The organism is Pseudovibrio sp. Ad26 (assembly GCF_001623285.1).
In the GTDB taxonomy this organism is placed as follows: domain Bacteria; phylum Pseudomonadota; class Alphaproteobacteria; order Rhizobiales; family Stappiaceae; genus Pseudovibrio; species Pseudovibrio ascidiaceicola.
The window spans coordinates 58,857-75,737 of record NZ_LMCE01000001.1; the positions used below are offsets into that span (position 1 = coordinate 58,857).

At 52.9% G+C, this 16,881-nt stretch carries 18 protein-coding genes and 1 tRNA gene; 10 read left to right on the top strand and 9 right to left on the bottom strand.

From position 1 onward, the window contains the following. Positions 1–21: 21 nt before the first annotated feature. Complete coding sequence (locus PsAD26_RS00285) at positions 22–1,134, top strand: cystathionine gamma-lyase (protein ID WP_063308817.1); 1,113 nt, start codon at positions 22–24, stop codon at positions 1,132–1,134. 101 nt (positions 1,135–1,235) lie between these two features. Here the strand turns inward: PsAD26_RS00285 and PsAD26_RS00290 are convergent, their stop codons facing one another. The 3 genes from PsAD26_RS00290 to PsAD26_RS00300 form a co-directional block, all read right to left on the bottom strand. Next, positions 1,236–2,471, bottom strand: coding sequence for an MFS transporter (locus PsAD26_RS00290; RefSeq protein ID WP_063308882.1), 1,236 nt, complete (start codon positions 2,469–2,471; stop codon positions 1,236–1,238). 99 nt (positions 2,472–2,570) lie between these two features. Further along, the gene (locus PsAD26_RS00295) at positions 2,571–2,975 is read right to left on the bottom strand and encodes a DUF2794 domain-containing protein (RefSeq protein WP_057463503.1); all 405 of its coding nucleotides are present in this window, start codon (positions 2,973–2,975) and stop codon (positions 2,571–2,573) included. Positions 2,976–3,446: 471 nt separating this feature from the next. Then, on the bottom strand, positions 3,447–4,043 hold the full coding sequence (locus tag PsAD26_RS00300) for a hypothetical protein (protein WP_063308818.1): 597 nt from the start codon (positions 4,041–4,043) through the stop codon (positions 3,447–3,449). Between the two features lie 135 nt (positions 4,044–4,178). Between PsAD26_RS00300 and ppa the strand changes: the two genes are divergently transcribed. Continuing rightward, a complete protein-coding gene (gene ppa / locus PsAD26_RS00305; protein WP_057463505.1) occupies positions 4,179–4,715 on the top strand; it encodes an inorganic diphosphatase in 537 nt (178 codons plus the stop codon). Positions 4,716–4,800: 85 nt separating this feature from the next. On the opposite strand, the gene PsAD26_RS00310 is transcribed toward ppa, so the two are convergent. Beyond that, complete coding sequence (locus PsAD26_RS00310) at positions 4,801–5,328, bottom strand: disulfide bond formation protein B (protein ID WP_057463506.1); 528 nt, start codon at positions 5,326–5,328, stop codon at positions 4,801–4,803. A gap of 113 nt (positions 5,329–5,441) precedes the next feature. After that, positions 5,442–6,020 (bottom strand): VTT domain-containing protein, encoded by a 579-nt coding sequence (locus tag PsAD26_RS00315; RefSeq protein ID WP_057463507.1) that lies wholly within the window; start codon positions 6,018–6,020, stop codon positions 5,442–5,444. Between the two features lie 263 nt (positions 6,021–6,283). On the opposite strand from PsAD26_RS00315, the gene PsAD26_RS00320 reads away from it, so the two are divergent. Next, a tRNA-Leu gene (locus PsAD26_RS00320) sits at positions 6,284–6,368 on the top strand. A 69-nt stretch (positions 6,369–6,437) separates the two neighbouring features. Here PsAD26_RS00320 and PsAD26_RS00325 read toward each other — a convergent pair. Then, positions 6,438–7,361: a site-specific tyrosine recombinase XerD gene (locus PsAD26_RS00325; protein WP_057463508.1), complete on the bottom strand. Its 924-nt coding sequence runs from the start codon at positions 7,359–7,361 to the stop codon at positions 6,438–6,440. 7 nt (positions 7,362–7,368) lie between these two features. After that, the gene (locus tag PsAD26_RS29575; protein ID WP_167550253.1) at positions 7,369–7,509 is read right to left on the bottom strand and encodes a hypothetical protein; all 141 of its coding nucleotides are present in this window, start codon (positions 7,507–7,509) and stop codon (positions 7,369–7,371) included. 299 nt (positions 7,510–7,808) lie between these two features. Between PsAD26_RS29575 and PsAD26_RS00330 the strand changes: the two genes are divergently transcribed. Genes PsAD26_RS00330 through PsAD26_RS00340 form a run of 3 tightly spaced genes read left to right on the top strand, consistent with a single transcriptional unit; the run spans position 7,809 to position 10,848 of the window. Further along, positions 7,809–8,432: a shikimate kinase gene (locus tag PsAD26_RS00330; RefSeq protein ID WP_057463564.1), complete on the top strand. Its 624-nt coding sequence runs from the start codon at positions 7,809–7,811 to the stop codon at positions 8,430–8,432. Further along, positions 8,429–9,553 carry a 3-dehydroquinate synthase gene (gene aroB / locus PsAD26_RS00335; protein WP_063308819.1) on the top strand — a complete coding sequence of 375 codons (1,125 nt, stop codon included), beginning with the start codon at positions 8,429–8,431 and terminating at the stop codon, positions 9,551–9,553. Before PsAD26_RS00330 ends, aroB begins: the two co-directional genes overlap by 4 nt. After that, positions 9,550–10,848 (top strand): HlyC/CorC family transporter, encoded by a 1,299-nt coding sequence (locus tag PsAD26_RS00340; RefSeq protein ID WP_057463510.1) that lies wholly within the window; start codon positions 9,550–9,552, stop codon positions 10,846–10,848. Before aroB ends, PsAD26_RS00340 begins: the two co-directional genes overlap by 4 nt. 182 nt (positions 10,849–11,030) lie before the next feature. On the opposite strand, the gene PsAD26_RS00345 is transcribed toward PsAD26_RS00340, so the two are convergent. Beyond that, positions 11,031–11,294: a BolA family protein gene (locus PsAD26_RS00345; protein ID WP_057463511.1), complete on the bottom strand. Its 264-nt coding sequence runs from the start codon at positions 11,292–11,294 to the stop codon at positions 11,031–11,033. A gap of 131 nt (positions 11,295–11,425) precedes the next feature. On the opposite strand from PsAD26_RS00345, the gene PsAD26_RS00350 reads away from it, so the two are divergent. The 4 genes from PsAD26_RS00350 to PsAD26_RS00365 all read left to right on the top strand — a co-directional run bounded on the left by PsAD26_RS00350 (position 11,426) and on the right by PsAD26_RS00365 (position 16,136). Next, positions 11,426–12,046, top strand: a complete 621-nt coding sequence (locus tag PsAD26_RS00350) for a DnaJ domain-containing protein (RefSeq protein WP_063308820.1) — start codon at positions 11,426–11,428, stop codon at positions 12,044–12,046. 85 nt (positions 12,047–12,131) lie between these two features. Then, positions 12,132–13,118 (top strand): cobaltochelatase subunit CobS, encoded by a 987-nt coding sequence (gene cobS / locus PsAD26_RS00355; protein ID WP_063308821.1) that lies wholly within the window; start codon positions 12,132–12,134, stop codon positions 13,116–13,118. A 10-nt stretch (positions 13,119–13,128) separates the two neighbouring features. Next, positions 13,129–15,018: a cobaltochelatase subunit CobT gene (gene cobT, locus PsAD26_RS00360; protein ID WP_063308822.1), complete on the top strand. Its 1,890-nt coding sequence runs from the start codon at positions 13,129–13,131 to the stop codon at positions 15,016–15,018. Further along, entirely contained in the window at positions 15,015–16,136 is a 1,122-nt protein-coding gene (locus PsAD26_RS00365; protein ID WP_063308823.1) for an esterase-like activity of phytase family protein, read from the top strand. Before cobT ends, PsAD26_RS00365 begins: the two co-directional genes overlap by 4 nt. A 105-nt stretch (positions 16,137–16,241) precedes the next feature. On the opposite strand, the gene PsAD26_RS00370 is transcribed toward PsAD26_RS00365, so the two are convergent. Next, positions 16,242–16,844 (bottom strand): VUT family protein, encoded by a 603-nt coding sequence (locus tag PsAD26_RS00370; protein WP_063308883.1) that lies wholly within the window; start codon positions 16,842–16,844, stop codon positions 16,242–16,244. Positions 16,845–16,881 lie beyond the last annotated feature (37 nt).

Consider the following 16,881-nt stretch of genomic DNA (forward strand, 5'->3'; position numbering starts at 1 on the left):
CGATCCAATGGGAGATTCCGCATGACACAACGCACTTCACCAAACATGGGCGAGTTCCTGCATCTACGTGGTCAGAACCTGTCTAAGGGTGAGCCGATTGCGTTACCTCTGGTACAAAGCTCAATGTACCATCTTCCAGGATTACCGGAGGACTTCCCAAATTATGGTCGTGTCAGCAACCCGACATGGACCCAGCTTGAACATGCGCTCGCTCATCTCGAAGCAGCACCTTGCCTATGTTTTCCTTCTGGAATGGCGGCAATTTCAGCAGCCCTCTTCGCAACGCTCAAAGCAGGAGATCGGCTACTGGTCCCGGCAGATGGGTATTATGTAACCCGCATCCTCTCCAGCCAGTTTCTGGCTAAGTTCGGCGTTGAAGTCGTTGAGCGCGACACCGCTGAGTTTACCACAGGCGGCTTTGATGGTTTCAACGTTGTGTTTCTGGAAACGCCTTCAAATCCCGGCCTCGATCTACTGGATATGAGGGCAATAGCCTCTGCTGTGCAGGCTGCGGGTGGCATCACAATCTGCGACAACACAACCCTGACACCGCTTGGTCAGCGTCCATTAGATTTTGGTGTAGACCTCGTCGTCTCCTCAGATACCAAATCCATGGCAGGCCATTCCGACGCCCTGATGGGTCATGTCGCCAGCCGAAACGCTGAGATCCTAAAGGCTGTTGAAGAGTGGCGAAAGTTTTCCGGCTGCATCCCCGGCCCGCAAGAAGCATGGCTGTTGCATCGAGGCCTCGAAACGCTGGATGTGCGCTATGATCGAATGTGTACGTCTGCAGCCCTGCTCGCAGAGCGTCTTGCAAATCATCCAGCCGTAAAGTCTATTCGTTTCCCTGGTTTGGAAACGGACCCAGCCCACGCATTGGCCAAAGCGCAGCAAACACGGTTTGGATTCTTGATATCCCTCACGCTTGAAACAGAAGCCCAGGCTGAACAGTTCATCAATTCATGCACCCTCTTGCGCCCTGCCACCTCATTTGGCGGCGTTCACAGCTCGGCAGAACGCCGCGCCCGCTGGGGAGACGCAGTAGATCCCGCCTTCATCCGCTTATCCGTGGGATGCGAGCCGGTAGAGGAACTTTGGCAGGCCTTCTCAGAAGCCCTGGAGCAAGTCTCTTAAGAGACGAATTCAACCCACGACGGGCAGTTTCTCAGACTGTCCGTCTCCCCCATCCTCATCACAGTCCTCGCCTCCCTCTCAATCCATTCCAACATCTATCCCTAATCCAAAGCTCGAATATCCGGTTGGCGCCACAGAACGAAAATAAGCCCCAACGCAATGGCAAAGCAGACGATGCCCGCGATAAACACGCCATGAATGTTAGCGGTCATTAAAGAGGCACCAGCAATAGCAAGCAGGAACTGACCTCCCGTCGAGCTCGATATGGTGATCCCCATGATCCAGCCTTGTTCGCTCTCATCAACAGCAGCAGAAAACAAGGAAAACATGAGAGGCAGGGTAAGCGCAAAGGCCGCTACAATTGGCACTGTCAGGAGATAAGAGAGCCAGGCCACATCATTCACAGTAAAGGCCAGGAGCCCAACTCCCATCACAGTCACACTCACAGCAATCGTCGCCACCTTAGAAAATCGTTGGGATATTGGCCCCACCAGAAGCGCACTTACAAGAGCCAGAACCGATCCAAAAATGATCAGGAGAATGCTGTTTTGAAGCGTATCGAACCCAAAGCGCAACACCATGTAGTTATTGAGATAAATATAAAAGGCGCTCAGCCCGACCTCTATAAAGAGGAAAACAGCGCACAGTTTCAAAATTGTAGGCCTTGAATGTGCCCGCCAAAGAACGAGAAAAACCTCTGACAGGCCAAAATCTATCTTGCGGCGTGTCTGGTTCGTTTCCTCAAAGAAAATAATGATCAAGACAATGTTGATCAGGATCAGCACCAGCGCTGCATAAAAAGGCAGTTCAAGCGAAGCATAACTGCCCATGATGGAGGGATCACTGAGCACTCCCGCAAATAACGGCCCCACAATCAGGCCAATGGCAATGGCTGCTGTCACATACCCCATATTCCGGTTTCTTTCTGCGCCCGTACAGCTGAGATCAACAAGAGCAGCTTGTGCGATTGGCTGATTGCCTGCAGCGAACCCGGTAATTGCACGCGCAAGCACCAGCAAAGCCAGATTTGACCAAAGCAGCGCAACAACTGCCAGCCCATATCCGAACAAGGCACCAAACAGACAAATAAGAATGGCCTTCTTACGCCCGATATAATCTGAAAGCTTGGAGATATAGGCACCACCAAAAAACCAGCTGATGTAGAACGCTCCAGTCAAGAGGCTGAAATCAATCTCCCGGATTGCAAGAGAATCTCCAAGCGGAACAAAGGTGCTGCCAGGCACCATCACAAGGCTATTGACGATCGGAAAAATCAGCCCTTGCCCCATAACATCCACAAGGACAAGGAGAAGCAACGCAATTCGAGACCACCCCATCGCTTCACGCCTTTCGCGCTTCACATCAGCAAAGCATCATTCTGAAAATCGACAGATGCTCACCAGAGCTATCCGGTAGCGGACCAACCGTCCGCCAACTCACTCCACCACGCGCAGGTGCTTCTTCTTTTCAAGCACCTTCAGCACGTTGGCTAGGTCGTGGCCGCGTTTGAGGATCATGCCGCCGGTGCCAACAACGCAGTAGGCACCTTGTTTGCGGGCAAGCTTGGGGTCTTTTTCAATACGGTAGAGCGGCATTTCGCTGGCACGGCGGAAAATGGCAAAGATCGCCTTGTCTGTTCCGTGGCCGATGGCGTAATCACGCCACTCGCCGCTGGCAACCATACGTCCGTACAGCCTGAGGATCTGATCGAGTTCCGTTCGATGAAAAGCAACTATCGGTTTCGGGAGGTTCGGTTTTTGTTGAACGGCTGCGCTGTTGGCGCCACCATCAAGAGAGCGAACGCTCCCGGACACTATTGCAATATCATCCCCTTCACTCATGAAGGCCTCCTGCGTTCAGATCCTGTGGTTGGGCATCCCGGAGAAAGCAGAATATCGGCTCTCGCATCGCGGATGCGCCGAGGCAATCTGGTTGAGCACGCAGCGTGAATTTGAAAATCCGCGACGCACGCTAAGCCATCGGCAACCCCATTTTACCACATAATCCGCCCATCCTGCGGCAAAGCCTGAAAGAACGCAAGGGAACCTCCTTTTGCTGCCCGGCAAAGGACCCCGTGAGAATTCAGAGTACACGCTAAAATTGTCACAGTAGTTTCTCTATTTCGCCCCAATTGGGTCATTGAGGAGCCACGAATGCCAGCCAAATTATCGTTGTTGCCCAAGCAGGTTCGGTTCTGTGGAGCTGTGGTGAAGACTCTCACCCCTACCCCCCGTTGACCCACTCGTCACAGTGCTGAAGGAGAACCGAACCGCTTCCCCCTACAACTTATCGCTGCGATAAACCGCTGACTCTTAATCAGTGAGGCCAAGGGACAGGCCACCACCCCCAAGTAGTTTCGGCTGACTGGTACAATCCCAAATCCCAGCCAACAGCCCGGCAGCATCCCGCGCCAGCTTATTGGCATTCTTGGTCGCACGGGCATCCACGTAACCGATGTGACAGGTCTTGCCCTGCCCCAGCTGAGTGATCACCAGCACCTGCCCGCGATAATACCCATCCGCATCCGCTTTATCATCCCCCGCAACATCCGCCGGAATGTCCGTATGCCACCGCAGAATGGTCGCCACAGGCTCACCACCTTCCAGCACCCACTCAATAGTGGAGCCAAGCCGGTTCCACGGACTCAGGCCTTGCGTCGCCGCAGGTTCATCGCGCGCCTGCTCGCCATAACTGACGAAGAACCGCAAATCACCCTCAGCCACGTAAACGGGGATACCGTTATACCCCTGACACATCCACACAGCAGAGCCCACTGCATTTTCGGGGGTGTCTTGCAGCTCGCATGTCTCGTTTAAATCCAGCGTGGAATAAACACTCTCGGCCAACGCGGTGGTGCAAACAAAAATTCCGGTCATGGCAACAATGAGGAACTGAAAATTCTTCAACATTAAGCACCCACTTATCCCAGAGTTATCCGACAGGAATTACTTGAACGAAATACGCAAGCTCGACTGCGAAATATATCTTGCAACAGGCCGATGCCCCTGTAATACAGGCAGCAAATGAAATTGGAGTATACATAAATGCGTATCGATCGTATTCCTGTCGGTAAGAACCCACCTGAGGACGTCAATGTCATTATTGAAGTTCCAGTTGGCGGTGAGCCGATCAAATACGAGATGGAAAAAGAATCCGGCGCAATGTACGTCGATCGCTTCCTCTACACCCCTATGCGTTACCCGGGCAACTACGGCTTCGTTCCACACACCCTGTGCGGTGATGGCGACCCAATCGACGTAGTTGTTGTGAACCAGCGCCCAATCGTTCCAGGCGCCGTCATGAGCTGCCGTCCGATCGGCGTTCTGGTCATGGAAGACGAGTCCGGTCAGGATGAGAAAATCATCGCTGTCCCAAGCAGCAAGCTGACCCGTCGTTACGAATCCGTACACAACATCGAAGACCTGCCTGAAATCACCATCAAGCAGATTGAGCACTTCTTCGAGCACTACAAAGATCTTGAGCCAAACAAATGGGTGAAGATCACCGGCATTCACGGTGCGGACGAAGCAAAGCGTCTGATCGTAGAAAGCATCGAACGTTACAACAAAGAAGAAGGCTAAGCCCTCTCTTTGTGACTGACACAAAAAAGCCCGGAGCTGCGTAGAGCCCCGGGCTTTTTTCATATCAAAACAAAGCTCTGGAACCTCAGCTCTTGCGGGGAAGCACCAGACCGCACAGTGTAATGAAGACCATCACTGTGGCATAAATCGCATTCAGACCAGCAAACGACAGACCGAAGATGCGGAACTGCGCTACGGAGCAGCTCACAACCTTAGTGGTCGCAAGGCTCTGCAGCATGTTGGAAGCAGATCCCAACTCCATGCTGCCACCAGCGGCACAATCATTCGGCCCAAGCCAGAGTTCCCACTCTGCGCCAGCCTGATAGATGCCAACACCGCCGCCATACAGAAAACCACCAGCCGCACCCAGCAGCGCCAGCACAGAAACCCAGCGCAGCTTCTCGGTCCGGGTAAAGATCAGCGCCAGAATACCCAGCACCAGACCAGCGTAGTACGGATTACGCTGAATGAGACACAGCGGGCATGGCTTGAAACCACCAATAAGCTCAAAACCCCACGCGGTCGCCAACGCTGTGGCACTACCCAGTGTCACCAGCGCAGCACCAGAGGTGAGCGGATCTTTCAGAAGCAGCGCAAAAAAGCGTCCTAGCATTTCCAGTTAACCTCTCCTGCGCATTCCCGAGGCTCCAAACCAGCACTCCAAAGAACACGCGCCACAAAACAGATTAAAGCAACTGTCCCATTCTCAAAGAAACGACAGCCGCTTTAAAGAAACTTGATCAGAGCGAAACCACCAACCAGCAGCACCACAAACACAGTGAACACCAGCCCCAGCCGCTTTTCGATGAAATCCCGAATTGCTGGTCCAAACAGGTACAAAAGCCCTGCGACCGCAAAAAACCGAATTCCACGAGAGACAATGCTCGCCGCAATGAATACTGGGAGATTCAGAGCAAAAACACCACTCGCAATAGTTATTACTTTGTACGGAAATGGCGTCAAACCAGCGATAAACACAAACCACCAGCCCCAGTCCTCAAAGATTTGCTTAAACTGGTCAAACTTATCCATGTAACCGTAAAACGCGAGGATTGGTTTCGCCACTTCCTCAAACAAGACAGCACCAATGAGATACCCCAGCAAACCACCCAGAACAGAAGCCACAGTACACAGCGCAGCATAAAACCAGGATCGCTGACGTTTGCTCACACACATCGGGATGAGAAGCAGGTCAGGCGGAAGCGGAAAGACAGAGCTTTCCACAAAGGCGACAGCGCTCAGCGCATGGGGTGCACGTGGTCCCGCAGCAAGGGAAAGTGTCCAGTCATAAAGGCGACGCAACATAAGTCAGCGATGCTCCAAACAATCATTCATTCAAGCGAAGAATATGGTTCATTTCGCAATGCGGTAACATTCAATAACAGCCCCACGCTGGAGTCCTACCTCAATCATCAGCAGCAATCACAGGATTATGGCCGGAAATATGACCTCACCCCCCTTATCCCCCGTAAATATATATAAGTATGGGCTGACAAATGCTGTGGTTAGCTGAATCAAAATATTGACGTCGCACCCCATCTCGATATATTCCGCCCTTACCAACCGTTGCCCCCGTGGCGGAACTGGTAGACGCGCCGGATTCAAAATCCGGTTTCTTCGGAAGTGCCAGTTCGAGTCTGGCCGGGGGCACCACTCTTCTCTTCCCCAAAATTTAAGCGCTTTCATCCAAGGCCATACATGCGTCTTGAGTTCTCTGCGACCTCACGCCAGCGGGTGATGGTCTTCTACCAGCTTCTGCAGACGCTCTTCCAACACGTGGGTATAAATCTGTGTTGTTGAGATATCCGCATGCCCAAGCAGTTGTTGCACCACGCGCAGGTCAGCGCCGTTCTGCAACAGGTGCGAGGCGAAGGCATGGCGGAGCACGTGCGGAGAAACCTTGTTGCGGTCAATATCCGCTTCCAACGCAAGCGCTTTCAAGTCCCGCCCAAATGCCTGACGCGTAAAGTGCCCGCTCTCACCGTGAGAGGGAAACAGCCAAACACTGTCCGCATAAGCCCCTAAAGATGCACGCAGCCGCACATACTCAACCATGGCCTTCTGTGAGCGGGGAGACAGCGGAACAGCCCGTTCCTTACCGCCCTTTCCTTTCACGGTGATAAGACGGCTGTCACGAATAGCCGCTGACACTGGTAGGGAAACAAGTTCGGAAACACGCAGACCCGTCGCATAAAGCACTTCCAGCAATGTATAGACACGCGCAGCTCTGATCTGCTTTGCATCACTATCATGCGTGATAGTAGCCAACTGCTCTGCTTTGCCGATCAGCCGATCCACCTCTTCCTCACTCAACACACCGGGAAGAGTTGAGGCTTTACGCGGAGAAGCAACGGTTCGGGTTGGATCATCATCACGAATATCCTCGGCATAACAGAACTGGTAGAACTGCCGAAGAGCCGAAAGACGCCGCGCCTGAGAGGAGGCCGCAAACCCGCGGTCAGTAAGGTCAGAGAGGTAGGCACGGACATCCGTGACCTGCACAGCAAGCAGATCCACACCTTGCGTACTCAGGAAACTATCAAAATCTTCCAGGTCAGTTCGGTAGCTTTCCAACGTATTGAACGCACTGACGCGCTCAACGCTTAACATTTCAAAAAAGCGTTCAGTCTCAAGAGTTCGACGCATAAAAAGCCTATTCGAAGCCTTCCTTTTGGATTTCGACGATAATTTCACGTGGCTCCGGCTCAACGTAGCTGACAAGCAGATACATGCTCAGCACAGCGCCAGTAACGATCAAACCTATGATAGACAGCAATCGCATCAATGTTGGCATGGCAGAACCGGATGCTCCCGTATAAATCTGGATACCCCTAAATCACCCGCAGATGGTGGGGTGTAGCAGTATACTTCACAATCAAAAATAGACCGTTTCACTGTGAAGGTTCAACCCGAAGGCACCCAGTGTACCGCGTATTTTGCGATATCCTCCAGGCCTGTGAAGGGGCACCTACGGTTTCTGTAGAAAATTAGCAGTTAAATGCTGGCAAACACTCTTGGTCTAGAACCTTGACAGGACAAGGTGTGATAATGTCAAAGCGTAAGTAAGAGTAGATGAATCGGCGAGGGCGTGGCGTGACTGCAAACGACACAAAGTCAGACAAAAAACGTCAACGACAGCAAGATATTTTGAAGCGCCTCGGCACTAAGCCAATTGTACTTGTTGGCATTATGGGCTGTGGCAAATCCACAGTAGGTCGCCGTTTGGCTCAATATCTCGCTCTCAATTTTATTGATGCAGACTCAGAGATTGAAAAAGCAGCAGATCGTTCTATCTCAGAGATATTCGCTGAACACGGTGAAAGCTATTTCCGGCAAGGTGAAAAGCGTGTCATTGCACGCCTGTTAGACGAAGGACCACAAGTCCTCGCAACAGGTGGCGGTGCCTTCATCAATGAAGAGACACGCTCCCGCATCAAGGAAAAGGGCATCTCCATCTGGATGAAGGCTGAGCTGTCTGTCATCATGACCCGCGTGCGCAAGCGCCCTACCCGGCCATTGCTGCAGACTGCGGATCCTGAGGCAACCATGCAAAAGCTGATGGATGAGCGCTATCCGATCTATGAAGAAGCGGACATGGCAATCTGGTCGCGTGATGTGACCCATGAAGCAGTTATGGAAGAAATCCTGATCGCTCTGGAAAAAGGACTACCGCCTCTCTCTGATGAGGCATCTGAAAATAACGAGGTTGGAAAGTGACAGAAGAAAATAACGCCACGCTCGTCAATGTCGATCTGGGCGACCGTAGCTATCCAATCCTCATTGGCCGCAACCTGATCAAACGCGCTGGAGAAGAAGTCTCCACCCGCCTCCCAGGTGCCAAAACAGTCATCATCACAGATGAGACCGTCAAGAAACTCCACTTGAAGGCACTGGAAGAAAGCTTCCAGTCCGCAGGTGTTGAGTTCAGCACACTTGTTGTGCCAGCAGGCGAAAAAACCAAACGTTTTGAGATCTTCGAGCGCCTCTGCGATGATATCCTCGCCCTGCGCCTTGAGCGCGGCGATGCTGTTGTCGCCTTAGGTGGCGGCGTTGTTGGCGATCTTTCCGGCTTCGTCTCCGGTGTTGTTCGCCGTGGCATGAAGTTCGTTCAGATCCCGACCACCCTGCTCGCTCAGGTCGACAGCTCTGTCGGCGGCAAAACCGGCATCAACTCCCGCCATGGCAAAAACCTGCTCGGTGTGTTTCATCAGCCTGCTTTGGTACTGGCAGATACATCCGTTCTGGATACGCTCAGCCAGCGTGACTTCCGCGCTGGCTATGCAGAAGTTGCCAAATACGGCCTGATCAATGATCCGGACTTCTTCGAATGGCTGGAAGCCAATTGGGAAGGTATCTTCGCTGGCGGGCCTGAACGAGAACACGCAGTCGCCCATTCCTGTCGTGCCAAAGCAGCTGTTGTTGCTGCGGACGAGCTGGAATCCGGCAACCGCGCACTGCTCAATCTCGGTCACACCTTCGGTCATTCGCTGGAAGGTGCCGTTGCCTACGAGACCGAACGACTGGTGCACGGAGAAGGCGTTTCCATTGGCATGGTATTAGCCCATGAGTTTTCTGAGCAACTTGGCCTGTGCCCGGCAGAAGACACCAAGCGTGTCATAACGCATTTGGAAGCCGTCGGCCTGCCAACGCGCATTGATCAGATCCCCGGTCAGCTACCACCAATCGACACTTTTATGGACTTGATTGCACAGGACAAAAAAGTAAGTCGTGGTCAGCTCACTTTTATCCTTACAAAAGGCATCGGCACTTCCTATGTCGATAAAACTGTAAGCGCGGAACCCCTCCGCGCGTTTCTTGAGGAGAAACTCGGCAAATGACGGACTACGCTTTCTGGGCTTCCGTTGTCGCTATTGTAATTTTGCTCGTTCTTTCGGGCTTTTTTTCCGGGTCGGAGACTGCCCTGACAGCAGCATCACGCGCCCGTATGCATGCGCTGGTCAAATCCGGTAATAAAAGAGCGCTTATTGTTGCAAGACTGATCGAGTTCAGAGAGCGCCTCATCGGCGCACTGCTGCTCGGCAATAACCTTGTCAACATTCTGGCCTCTGCACTCGCAACATCCTTGTTCCTGAAGCTCTTCGGAGACGCAGGCGTCGCCTACGCAACACTGGTCATGACGCTTCTGGTCCTGATCTTCTCTGAAGTGCTGCCAAAAACATGGGCGATCGCAAACGCAGAAAAATTCGCACTCAGCGTTGCACCTGTTGTTCGCGTGCTGGTGATTGTCTTTGGACCGATCGTTGCCGCCATCGAGGTAATCGTACGCCTCGTCCTGCGCATCTTCGGCATTCGCATTGATGATTCCACAGCCGTCCTGTCAGCACACGAAGAGCTGCGCGGCACACTGGACCTTCAACATAAAGAAGGCGGCCTGATCAAAGCGGATAAAGACCGTATTGGCGGCCTGCTGGATCTGGTTGAGCTTGAAGTGTCTGACGTGATGGTTCATCGCACCAAGCTGTTCGCACTCAATGCCGACCTGCCACCGGAAGAGCTGGTGGAAGAAGTGCTGGCCAGCCCGTTCACCCGTATTCCGTTATGGCGTGATGATCCCGACAATATGGTCGGCCTGCTCCACGCCAAGGATGTTCTGCGCGCAATCGCAAACCTCAAAGGCGATATGGAGAAGTTCGAGCTGGATAAGGTTATGAGCCCGCTTTGGTTCGTACCGGACACCACCAGCCTTCAGAACCAGCTCAATGCCTTCCTGAAGCGCAAAACCCACTTCGCTCTCGTCGTAGACGAATACGGCGAAGTGATGGGCCTCGTCACGCTGGAGGATATTCTGGAAGAGATCGTCGGTGAGATCGCAGACGAACACGACATCGAACTGCCCGGCCTCAAACCACAGGCAGATGGTTCCGTGATCGTCGAAGGCTCCGTACCGATTCGCGACCTCAACAGAGCGACTGATTGGAACCTGCCAGACGACGAAGCGACAACCATCGCCGGTCTCGTTATTCACGAAGCAAAAATGATCCCCGAGGAACGTCAGATCTTCACCTTCCACGGATTCCGCTTCACAGTCCTGAGCCGGGAAAAGAACCGCATCACGCGCCTGCGCATGATGGCGCTCAGCCCGCTTCAGGATGCGAAAAAAGCCAGCAAATAAAAATGGGCCCAGCCGGGCCCATTTCCTTTTCTGCAGTCCCTTAAAGAACGCAAAATTATCGTAAAGCGCTCAAATCAACGCACATAACAACGCAAACGAGTAAAACACGTGCACCTGCAACGTACTAGCCATTTGCCGCATTGATTTAGCTGTGCCAATGTACCAATTACTGTAAGAACCAATTACGTGTGAGATTTGGCTTCAATGGCAAGCGCGTGAATGCCTCCGGCGATCTCTTCAGCCACGCATTCGTTTACTGCACGATGCATAGCGACGCGGGACATACCCTCAAAGGCTGTGGATATGATCTTGATCCGGAAGTGGGTTTGTCCACCCTCGCGCCAGCCGCCGTGACCGCGGTGACTCTCGGATTCGTCGGTTACTTCAAGAAGCTGCGGCTTAAACGCGGCTTCCAGTTTAGTGATCATGATGTCTCTTGTGCTCATGTTTTCTATATCTCTCACGTAGGAAACCGTCGTCAAGGCCTTGCCTAACAGGGTCACTTTTTTCTATCTATGTCGGCTACCTGCTTTATGGCAGGTGCTAACCCAATCGCAAGGCAACTGAAAACCGAAAAATGAAGCAAGCATCCTCCATTTTCGACAGCATTCGCGTAAAACCCGGCAAAGAACGCACAACAAGCTCAAAAGGCCCAAAGTGCGAATGGGACGGTTGCGACCAGCCTGGCACCCATAAAGCACCGAAAGGTCGCGATCGGGAAGGCCAGTACTTTCATTTTTGCGTAGACCACGTAAAGGCCTACAACAAATCGTATAATTATTTTTCCGGCATGGACGATGACAGTGTTCGCAGCTACCAGCGCGACAGCATGACAGGACATCGCCCAACCTGGAAAATGGGCGTAAACTCGCAGGCAGACGCCGCGAATGCCCGCGATGGAAACCGCACAAACATCGGTGGCGAAGACGTTAACGATCCGCACAACTTCTTCGCTGGCGCCACCGGAGCACGCAACCAACCTCAGGAACCACAACGTAAGGTGCTGGCACTTGAGAAAAGGTCATTTGAAACATTGAACCTTCGGGTAACCGCCCGTGGCGCCGAGATAAAAACTCGCTATAAAGAGCTGGTAAAGATTCATCACCCTGATGCCAATGGTGGCGACCGCTCTTCGGAAGACCGCTTGCGCGAGATTATTCAGGCCTACAACGTGCTCAAGAAATCCGGTTATTGCTAGGTCATACGTTTGACCAGTTCCCGGATCTCTTAGAATTTTTTAGATTTTCATTACCCCGATTTCGACGTGGGGCCGCGGAGGAAAAATGATAGATACGATGCAAACCGCTCAAACCCTGCCGACCGAAACAATCTCTGTACGTGAAGTATTTGGCATCGACAGCGACATGGAAGTGCAAGCCTTCGCTGAACCAAACGAACATGTTCCAGACGTAGATCCAGACTATCTGTTTGATCGCGCAACAACTCTCGCAATCCTCGCAGGTTTTGCCAAGAACCGCCGTGTGATGGTCTCCGGTTACCATGGGACTGGTAAATCAACCCACATCGAGCAAGTCGCAGCCCGCCTGAACTGGCCTTGTGTGCGCGTAAACCTCGACAGCCACATCTCTCGTATCGACCTTGTTGGTAAAGACGCAATTGTTGTGAAGGACGGTCACACCGTCACGGAGTTCAAGGACGGCATTCTTCCTTGGGCGCTTCAAAACAACGTAGCGCTTGTATTCGATGAATACGACGCAGGCCGTCCAGACGTGATGTTCGTGATCCAGCGTGTTCTTGAGGTTTCCGGGCGCTTGACCCTCCTTGATCAGAACCGCGTGATCAATCCGCACCCGGCGTTCCGCCTGTTCGCAACCGCGAATACCGTCGGTCTTGGTGATACATCCGGCCTTTACCACGGTACACAACAGATCAACCAGGGCCAGATGGACCGCTGGTCTATCGTGACCACACTGAACTACTTGCCTCATGACAATGAGGTAGAGATCGTTCTGGCGAAGTCTCCGCACTACAGTGGTGCAGAAGGCCGTTCCATCGTCTCCAAGATGGTTCGTGTCGCAGACATGACCCGAAGCGCTTTCATGAACGGCGAGCTCTCCACTGTGATGAGCCCACGTACAGTGATCACATGGTCAGAAAATGCTGAAATCTTTGGTGATATCGGCTTCTCATTCCGCCTGACCTTCTTGAACAAGTGTGACGATACCGAGCAAGCGCTGGTCTCTGAGTTCTACCAGCGTTGCTTCGGGGAAGATCTTCCTGAATCAGCGGCAAACATCGTCATGAGTTAAGGGGAGTTACATGGCAGGTACCAGCAACTCCTCAGCCAAGAACAAACCTGCCAGCCAGCCATTCAAGCAAGCGATGGGCTCTACAGTCAGAGCCATCGCAGGCGAGCCTGAGCTGGAGGTTGTTTTTTCGCCGGATAAACCGGGAATGACCAGCGGGCGCATACGCCTGCCGGAACCTTCCCGCACGATGACAAAGGAAGAAGTCGCCGTTACTCGCGGTTTGGGCGACTCCATGGCTCTGCGCCTTGCTTGTCATGATCCTGCTGTTCACACCAAGCACATTCCGCAAGGCGAAAACGCACGCGCTATCTTTAACTCGGTCGAACAAGCCCGCGTTGAAGCCCTTGGCGCTGTCCGTATGCCAGGCGCTGGTGACAACATCGACGCCATGCTCGAGGACCGTTACTTCAAAGCCAACTTCGCGGAAGTAACCACCAAAGACGAAGCTCCGATGCAGGACGCTATCGCTTTGTTGGTACGCGAACGCCTGACGGGCCGCGAGATTCCCAAAAGCGCACAGCGCATGGTGGATCTCTGGAGACCTTTCGTTGAAGAAAAAGCTGATCATGATCTGAACAAACTCGTCACCCGCATGGATGACCAGATCGCATTTGCCAAGCAGATGCGTGATCTTCTCACCTCGCTCGATATGGCTGACGAGCTGGGAGAAGAGCCAGAGGACGACGACGAGAACAACGACGAAAGTCAGCAGGATCAAGAGGATCGCTCCGATACCTCTGGTGACATGCAGGAAGATCAGGGTGATCAGGAAGGCGCTCCTGAAGAGATGGAGCTTTCCGGCGAAGAGCAGGAAAGTGGCGAAACCGAAGGCGTCGACAGTGAGATGCAGGATATTTCCGAAGAGGATATGTCCGATCAGGCTGAAGACCCGGGCGAACAGGAACGCCGGGACCATCCTTTCAGCAATCAGCCGTCTGCTGATGCCTATCACATCTTCACACAAGCTTTCGACGAGATCATTGCAGCAGAAGACCTCTGCGATCAGGAAGAACTGGATCGTCTCCGCGGCTTCCTCGACAAGCAGCTGGCCTCTCTATCTGGCGCAGTATCCCGTCTAGCCAACCGCCTGCAGCGTAAGCTGATGGCGCAGCAGAGCCGATCATGGGACTTCGATCTGGAAGAAGGCATCATTGACAGTGCCCGTCTCCATCGCGTGGTCATAGATCCACTGCAGCCGCTTGCGTTCAAATGGGAAAACGACACCGAGTTCCGCGATACCGTAGTCACTCTGGTGATCGACAATTCTGGCTCTATGCGCGGTCGTCCGATCACCGTAGCAGCCACATGTGCCGACATTCTGGCACGTACACTTGAGCGTTGCGGCGTAAAGGTGGAGATCCTCGGATTTACTACCAAAGCGTGGAAAGGCGGTCAGTCCCGCGAAGCATGGCTCAAGGATGGCAAACCGTCTAATCCGGGACGCCTGAACGATCTACGCCACATCATCTACAAGTCCGCAGATGCCCCTTGGCGCCGCGCCAAACGCAATCTCGGCCTGATGATGCGCGAAGGCCTGCTGAAGGAAAACATCGACGGAGAGGCTCTGGACTGGGCACACAAGCGTTTGCTTGCACGCCCGGAACGCCGCCGCATTCTGATGATGATCTCCGATGGTGCACCGGTAGATGACTGCACGCTTTCAGTGAACCCAGGCAATTATCTAGAGAAACATCTGCGCAGCGTGATTGCTGAGATCGAAAACAGATCGCCGGTCGAGCTGATCGCAATTGGTATCGGCCACGACGTGACCCGCTACTATAAACGTGCGGTAACAATTGTGGATGCAGAAGAACTGGCTGGCGCGATGACTGATCAGCTTGCTGATTTGTTTGATGAAAACAGCGGTCAGGATCGCGGTAGACGTCACGGACGCCGATGAAATTAACACGACGCATTTTGCTAACAGGAGCAGCGGCAGCGGTAACAACCGCAGTCGCTGCTTCTTTGCCTTTCAGCGAGAGCACCGCACAGCAGAGCGGCTTTCAGCCAATGAAAGTCCGCTCCAAGGAAATCAACCGCTTCAAGTTCTCTGGTACCCGAGCAGAGCAATACGGCCCCCTCATGTTTCTCGGAGGTCTTGAGCTAAGCAGCTCAAACAGTCGCTTCGGCGGCTATTCCGGCTTGCTAACGCTCAACAATGGCTCAGACATCATTACTGTCTCAGATCGCGGCCACTGGCTGCGCGGCGAACTATCCCAGACCAGCCGAGGAAAGCCTCTCAAGCTGCTGGGTGCGGAAACAGCAACCCTGCTGGACAGCAAGGGCAGAAAGCTCAAACGCACCTACAGGGCCGACACAGAAGGTCTGAGCATTGGCGGCTCAGCCAACACACCTCGTATTTTCGTCAGCCATGAAGGAAAAGGCGGGATCATGACATACCCGCTTAACCTGGAAACAGGCGAAGAACGCGCCAAGCACCTGTTGATTCCCAAAGAGATCCGAGGTTTAGCAAAGAACAAGAGCCTTGAATCTGTTGCTGTTGCCCCTCCCAATTCTCCACTTTCGGGCGCGATCATAACGATCGCCGAACGCGGGAAGTCTCTGAAGCACAACAGACCAGCGTGGATCATCGGAGGTCCGCGTCCGGGGAAGTTCTGGATAGGAAAACAAGGCAATTACGATGTTACGGATGCTGCCTTCCTTCCCAATGGCGACCTCTTGATTCTGGAGCGTTTATTCAACCTCTCAGAAGGTCTTGGGATGCGCATCAGGCAGCTGGATGGTTCCAACCTGCGGCCAGACCATCTCCATACAGGTAAAACGCTCCTGACCGCTGATTTCAGTTATCAGATTGATAATATGGAAGCTCTGAGCGTTCACATGAACGCTTTTGGAGAAACAGTCCTGTCCCTCATGTCAGATGATAACCGCTCATTCCTACAGCGCACCTTGCTACTGCGCTTCATTCTGACAGACAACGAACCTTTCAGAGAGCCATTCGTTCGCGCGCCCAAAGAGGCAAAGATCGTCCCAGTGCCAAAACCGAAGCCTCGGTAAACGACTACTGTCTTTGTGAGTTGCGCCGACATTCAATCCCAAAAACAAAAAAAAGGCACCGGAACCAAATCCGATGCCTCTTTAAATTCTTTTCAAACGAACAGCTTATCCGCGCTGCGAAGCAGGTACCGCGCCGATTACTCCCAATACGATGCGGTATGGAACAAGCATGCTCATCGCGACGATGATCTTTACGCTGAAATCACCAATCGCCCAGGAAACCCAACGAGGAACTTCCAGAGCAAACACACCAAACAATGGTGCAACTTCTACCGCAAACGCATCGTGATAACCCAAGAACGCAAACTGTGTAGCAAAAGCAAGGCTAAAGAATAGCGCGGTATCGAGCATGGTGCCGAGTGTAGAAGAGACGACAGGCGCCTTCCACCAACGACCATCACGAAGACGATGGAACACAGTCACGTCCAGCAACTGAGCAATCAGAAATGCACTTCCTGACGCAATTGCGATGCGTGGTGTTGCCAAAACAATAGAAAGAGCAACTGCAACAGCAAAGCCAGCGTACACGACTTTGCGTGCAGCAGCAGGACCAAACTGTCGGTTAATCAAATCAGTTACAAGAAATGCCACTGGATAAGTGAATGCACCCCAAGTAAGCAGGTCTGCTAGATTAACAGCCCCGAACATTCCCTGAACAGGGAATTGAACAAGGTAATTCGAAGCAACGACCACTGTGGTCATTGCCATAATGGCAAGAGCCAGTGGTCGAGCAGTATTCGACTTA

Coding starts and splice junctions, on each gene's coding strand:
- PsAD26_RS00285 (WP_063308817.1), top strand. CDS start 22: ATGACACAACGCACTTCACCAAACATGGGCGAGTTCCTGCATCTACGT.
- PsAD26_RS00290 (WP_063308882.1), bottom strand. CDS start 2,471: ATGGGGTGGTCTCGAATTGCGTTGCTTCTCCTTGTCCTTGTGGATGTT.
- PsAD26_RS00295 (WP_057463503.1), bottom strand. CDS start 2,975: ATGAGTGAAGGGGATGATATTGCAATAGTGTCCGGGAGCGTTCGCTCT.
- PsAD26_RS00300 (WP_063308818.1), bottom strand. CDS start 4,043: ATGTTGAAGAATTTTCAGTTCCTCATTGTTGCCATGACCGGAATTTTT.
- ppa (WP_057463505.1), top strand. CDS start 4,179: ATGCGTATCGATCGTATTCCTGTCGGTAAGAACCCACCTGAGGACGTC.
- PsAD26_RS00310 (WP_057463506.1), bottom strand. CDS start 5,328: ATGCTAGGACGCTTTTTTGCGCTGCTTCTGAAAGATCCGCTCACCTCT.
- PsAD26_RS00315 (WP_057463507.1), bottom strand. CDS start 6,020: ATGTTGCGTCGCCTTTATGACTGGACACTTTCCCTTGCTGCGGGACCA.
- PsAD26_RS00325 (WP_057463508.1), bottom strand. CDS start 7,361: ATGCGTCGAACTCTTGAGACTGAACGCTTTTTTGAAATGTTAAGCGTT.
- PsAD26_RS29575 (WP_167550253.1), bottom strand. CDS start 7,509: ATGCCAACATTGATGCGATTGCTGTCTATCATAGGTTTGATCGTTACT.
- PsAD26_RS00340 (WP_057463510.1), top strand. CDS start 9,550: ATGACGGACTACGCTTTCTGGGCTTCCGTTGTCGCTATTGTAATTTTG.
- PsAD26_RS00345 (WP_057463511.1), bottom strand. CDS start 11,294: ATGAGCACAAGAGACATCATGATCACTAAACTGGAAGCCGCGTTTAAG.
- PsAD26_RS00350 (WP_063308820.1), top strand. CDS start 11,426: ATGAAGCAAGCATCCTCCATTTTCGACAGCATTCGCGTAAAACCCGGC.
- cobS (WP_063308821.1), top strand. CDS start 12,132: ATGATAGATACGATGCAAACCGCTCAAACCCTGCCGACCGAAACAATC.
- cobT (WP_063308822.1), top strand. CDS start 13,129: ATGGCAGGTACCAGCAACTCCTCAGCCAAGAACAAACCTGCCAGCCAG.
- PsAD26_RS00365 (WP_063308823.1), top strand. CDS start 15,015: ATGAAATTAACACGACGCATTTTGCTAACAGGAGCAGCGGCAGCGGTA.
- PsAD26_RS00370 (WP_063308883.1), bottom strand. CDS start 16,844: ATGGCAATGACCACAGTGGTCGTTGCTTCGAATTACCTTGTTCAATTC.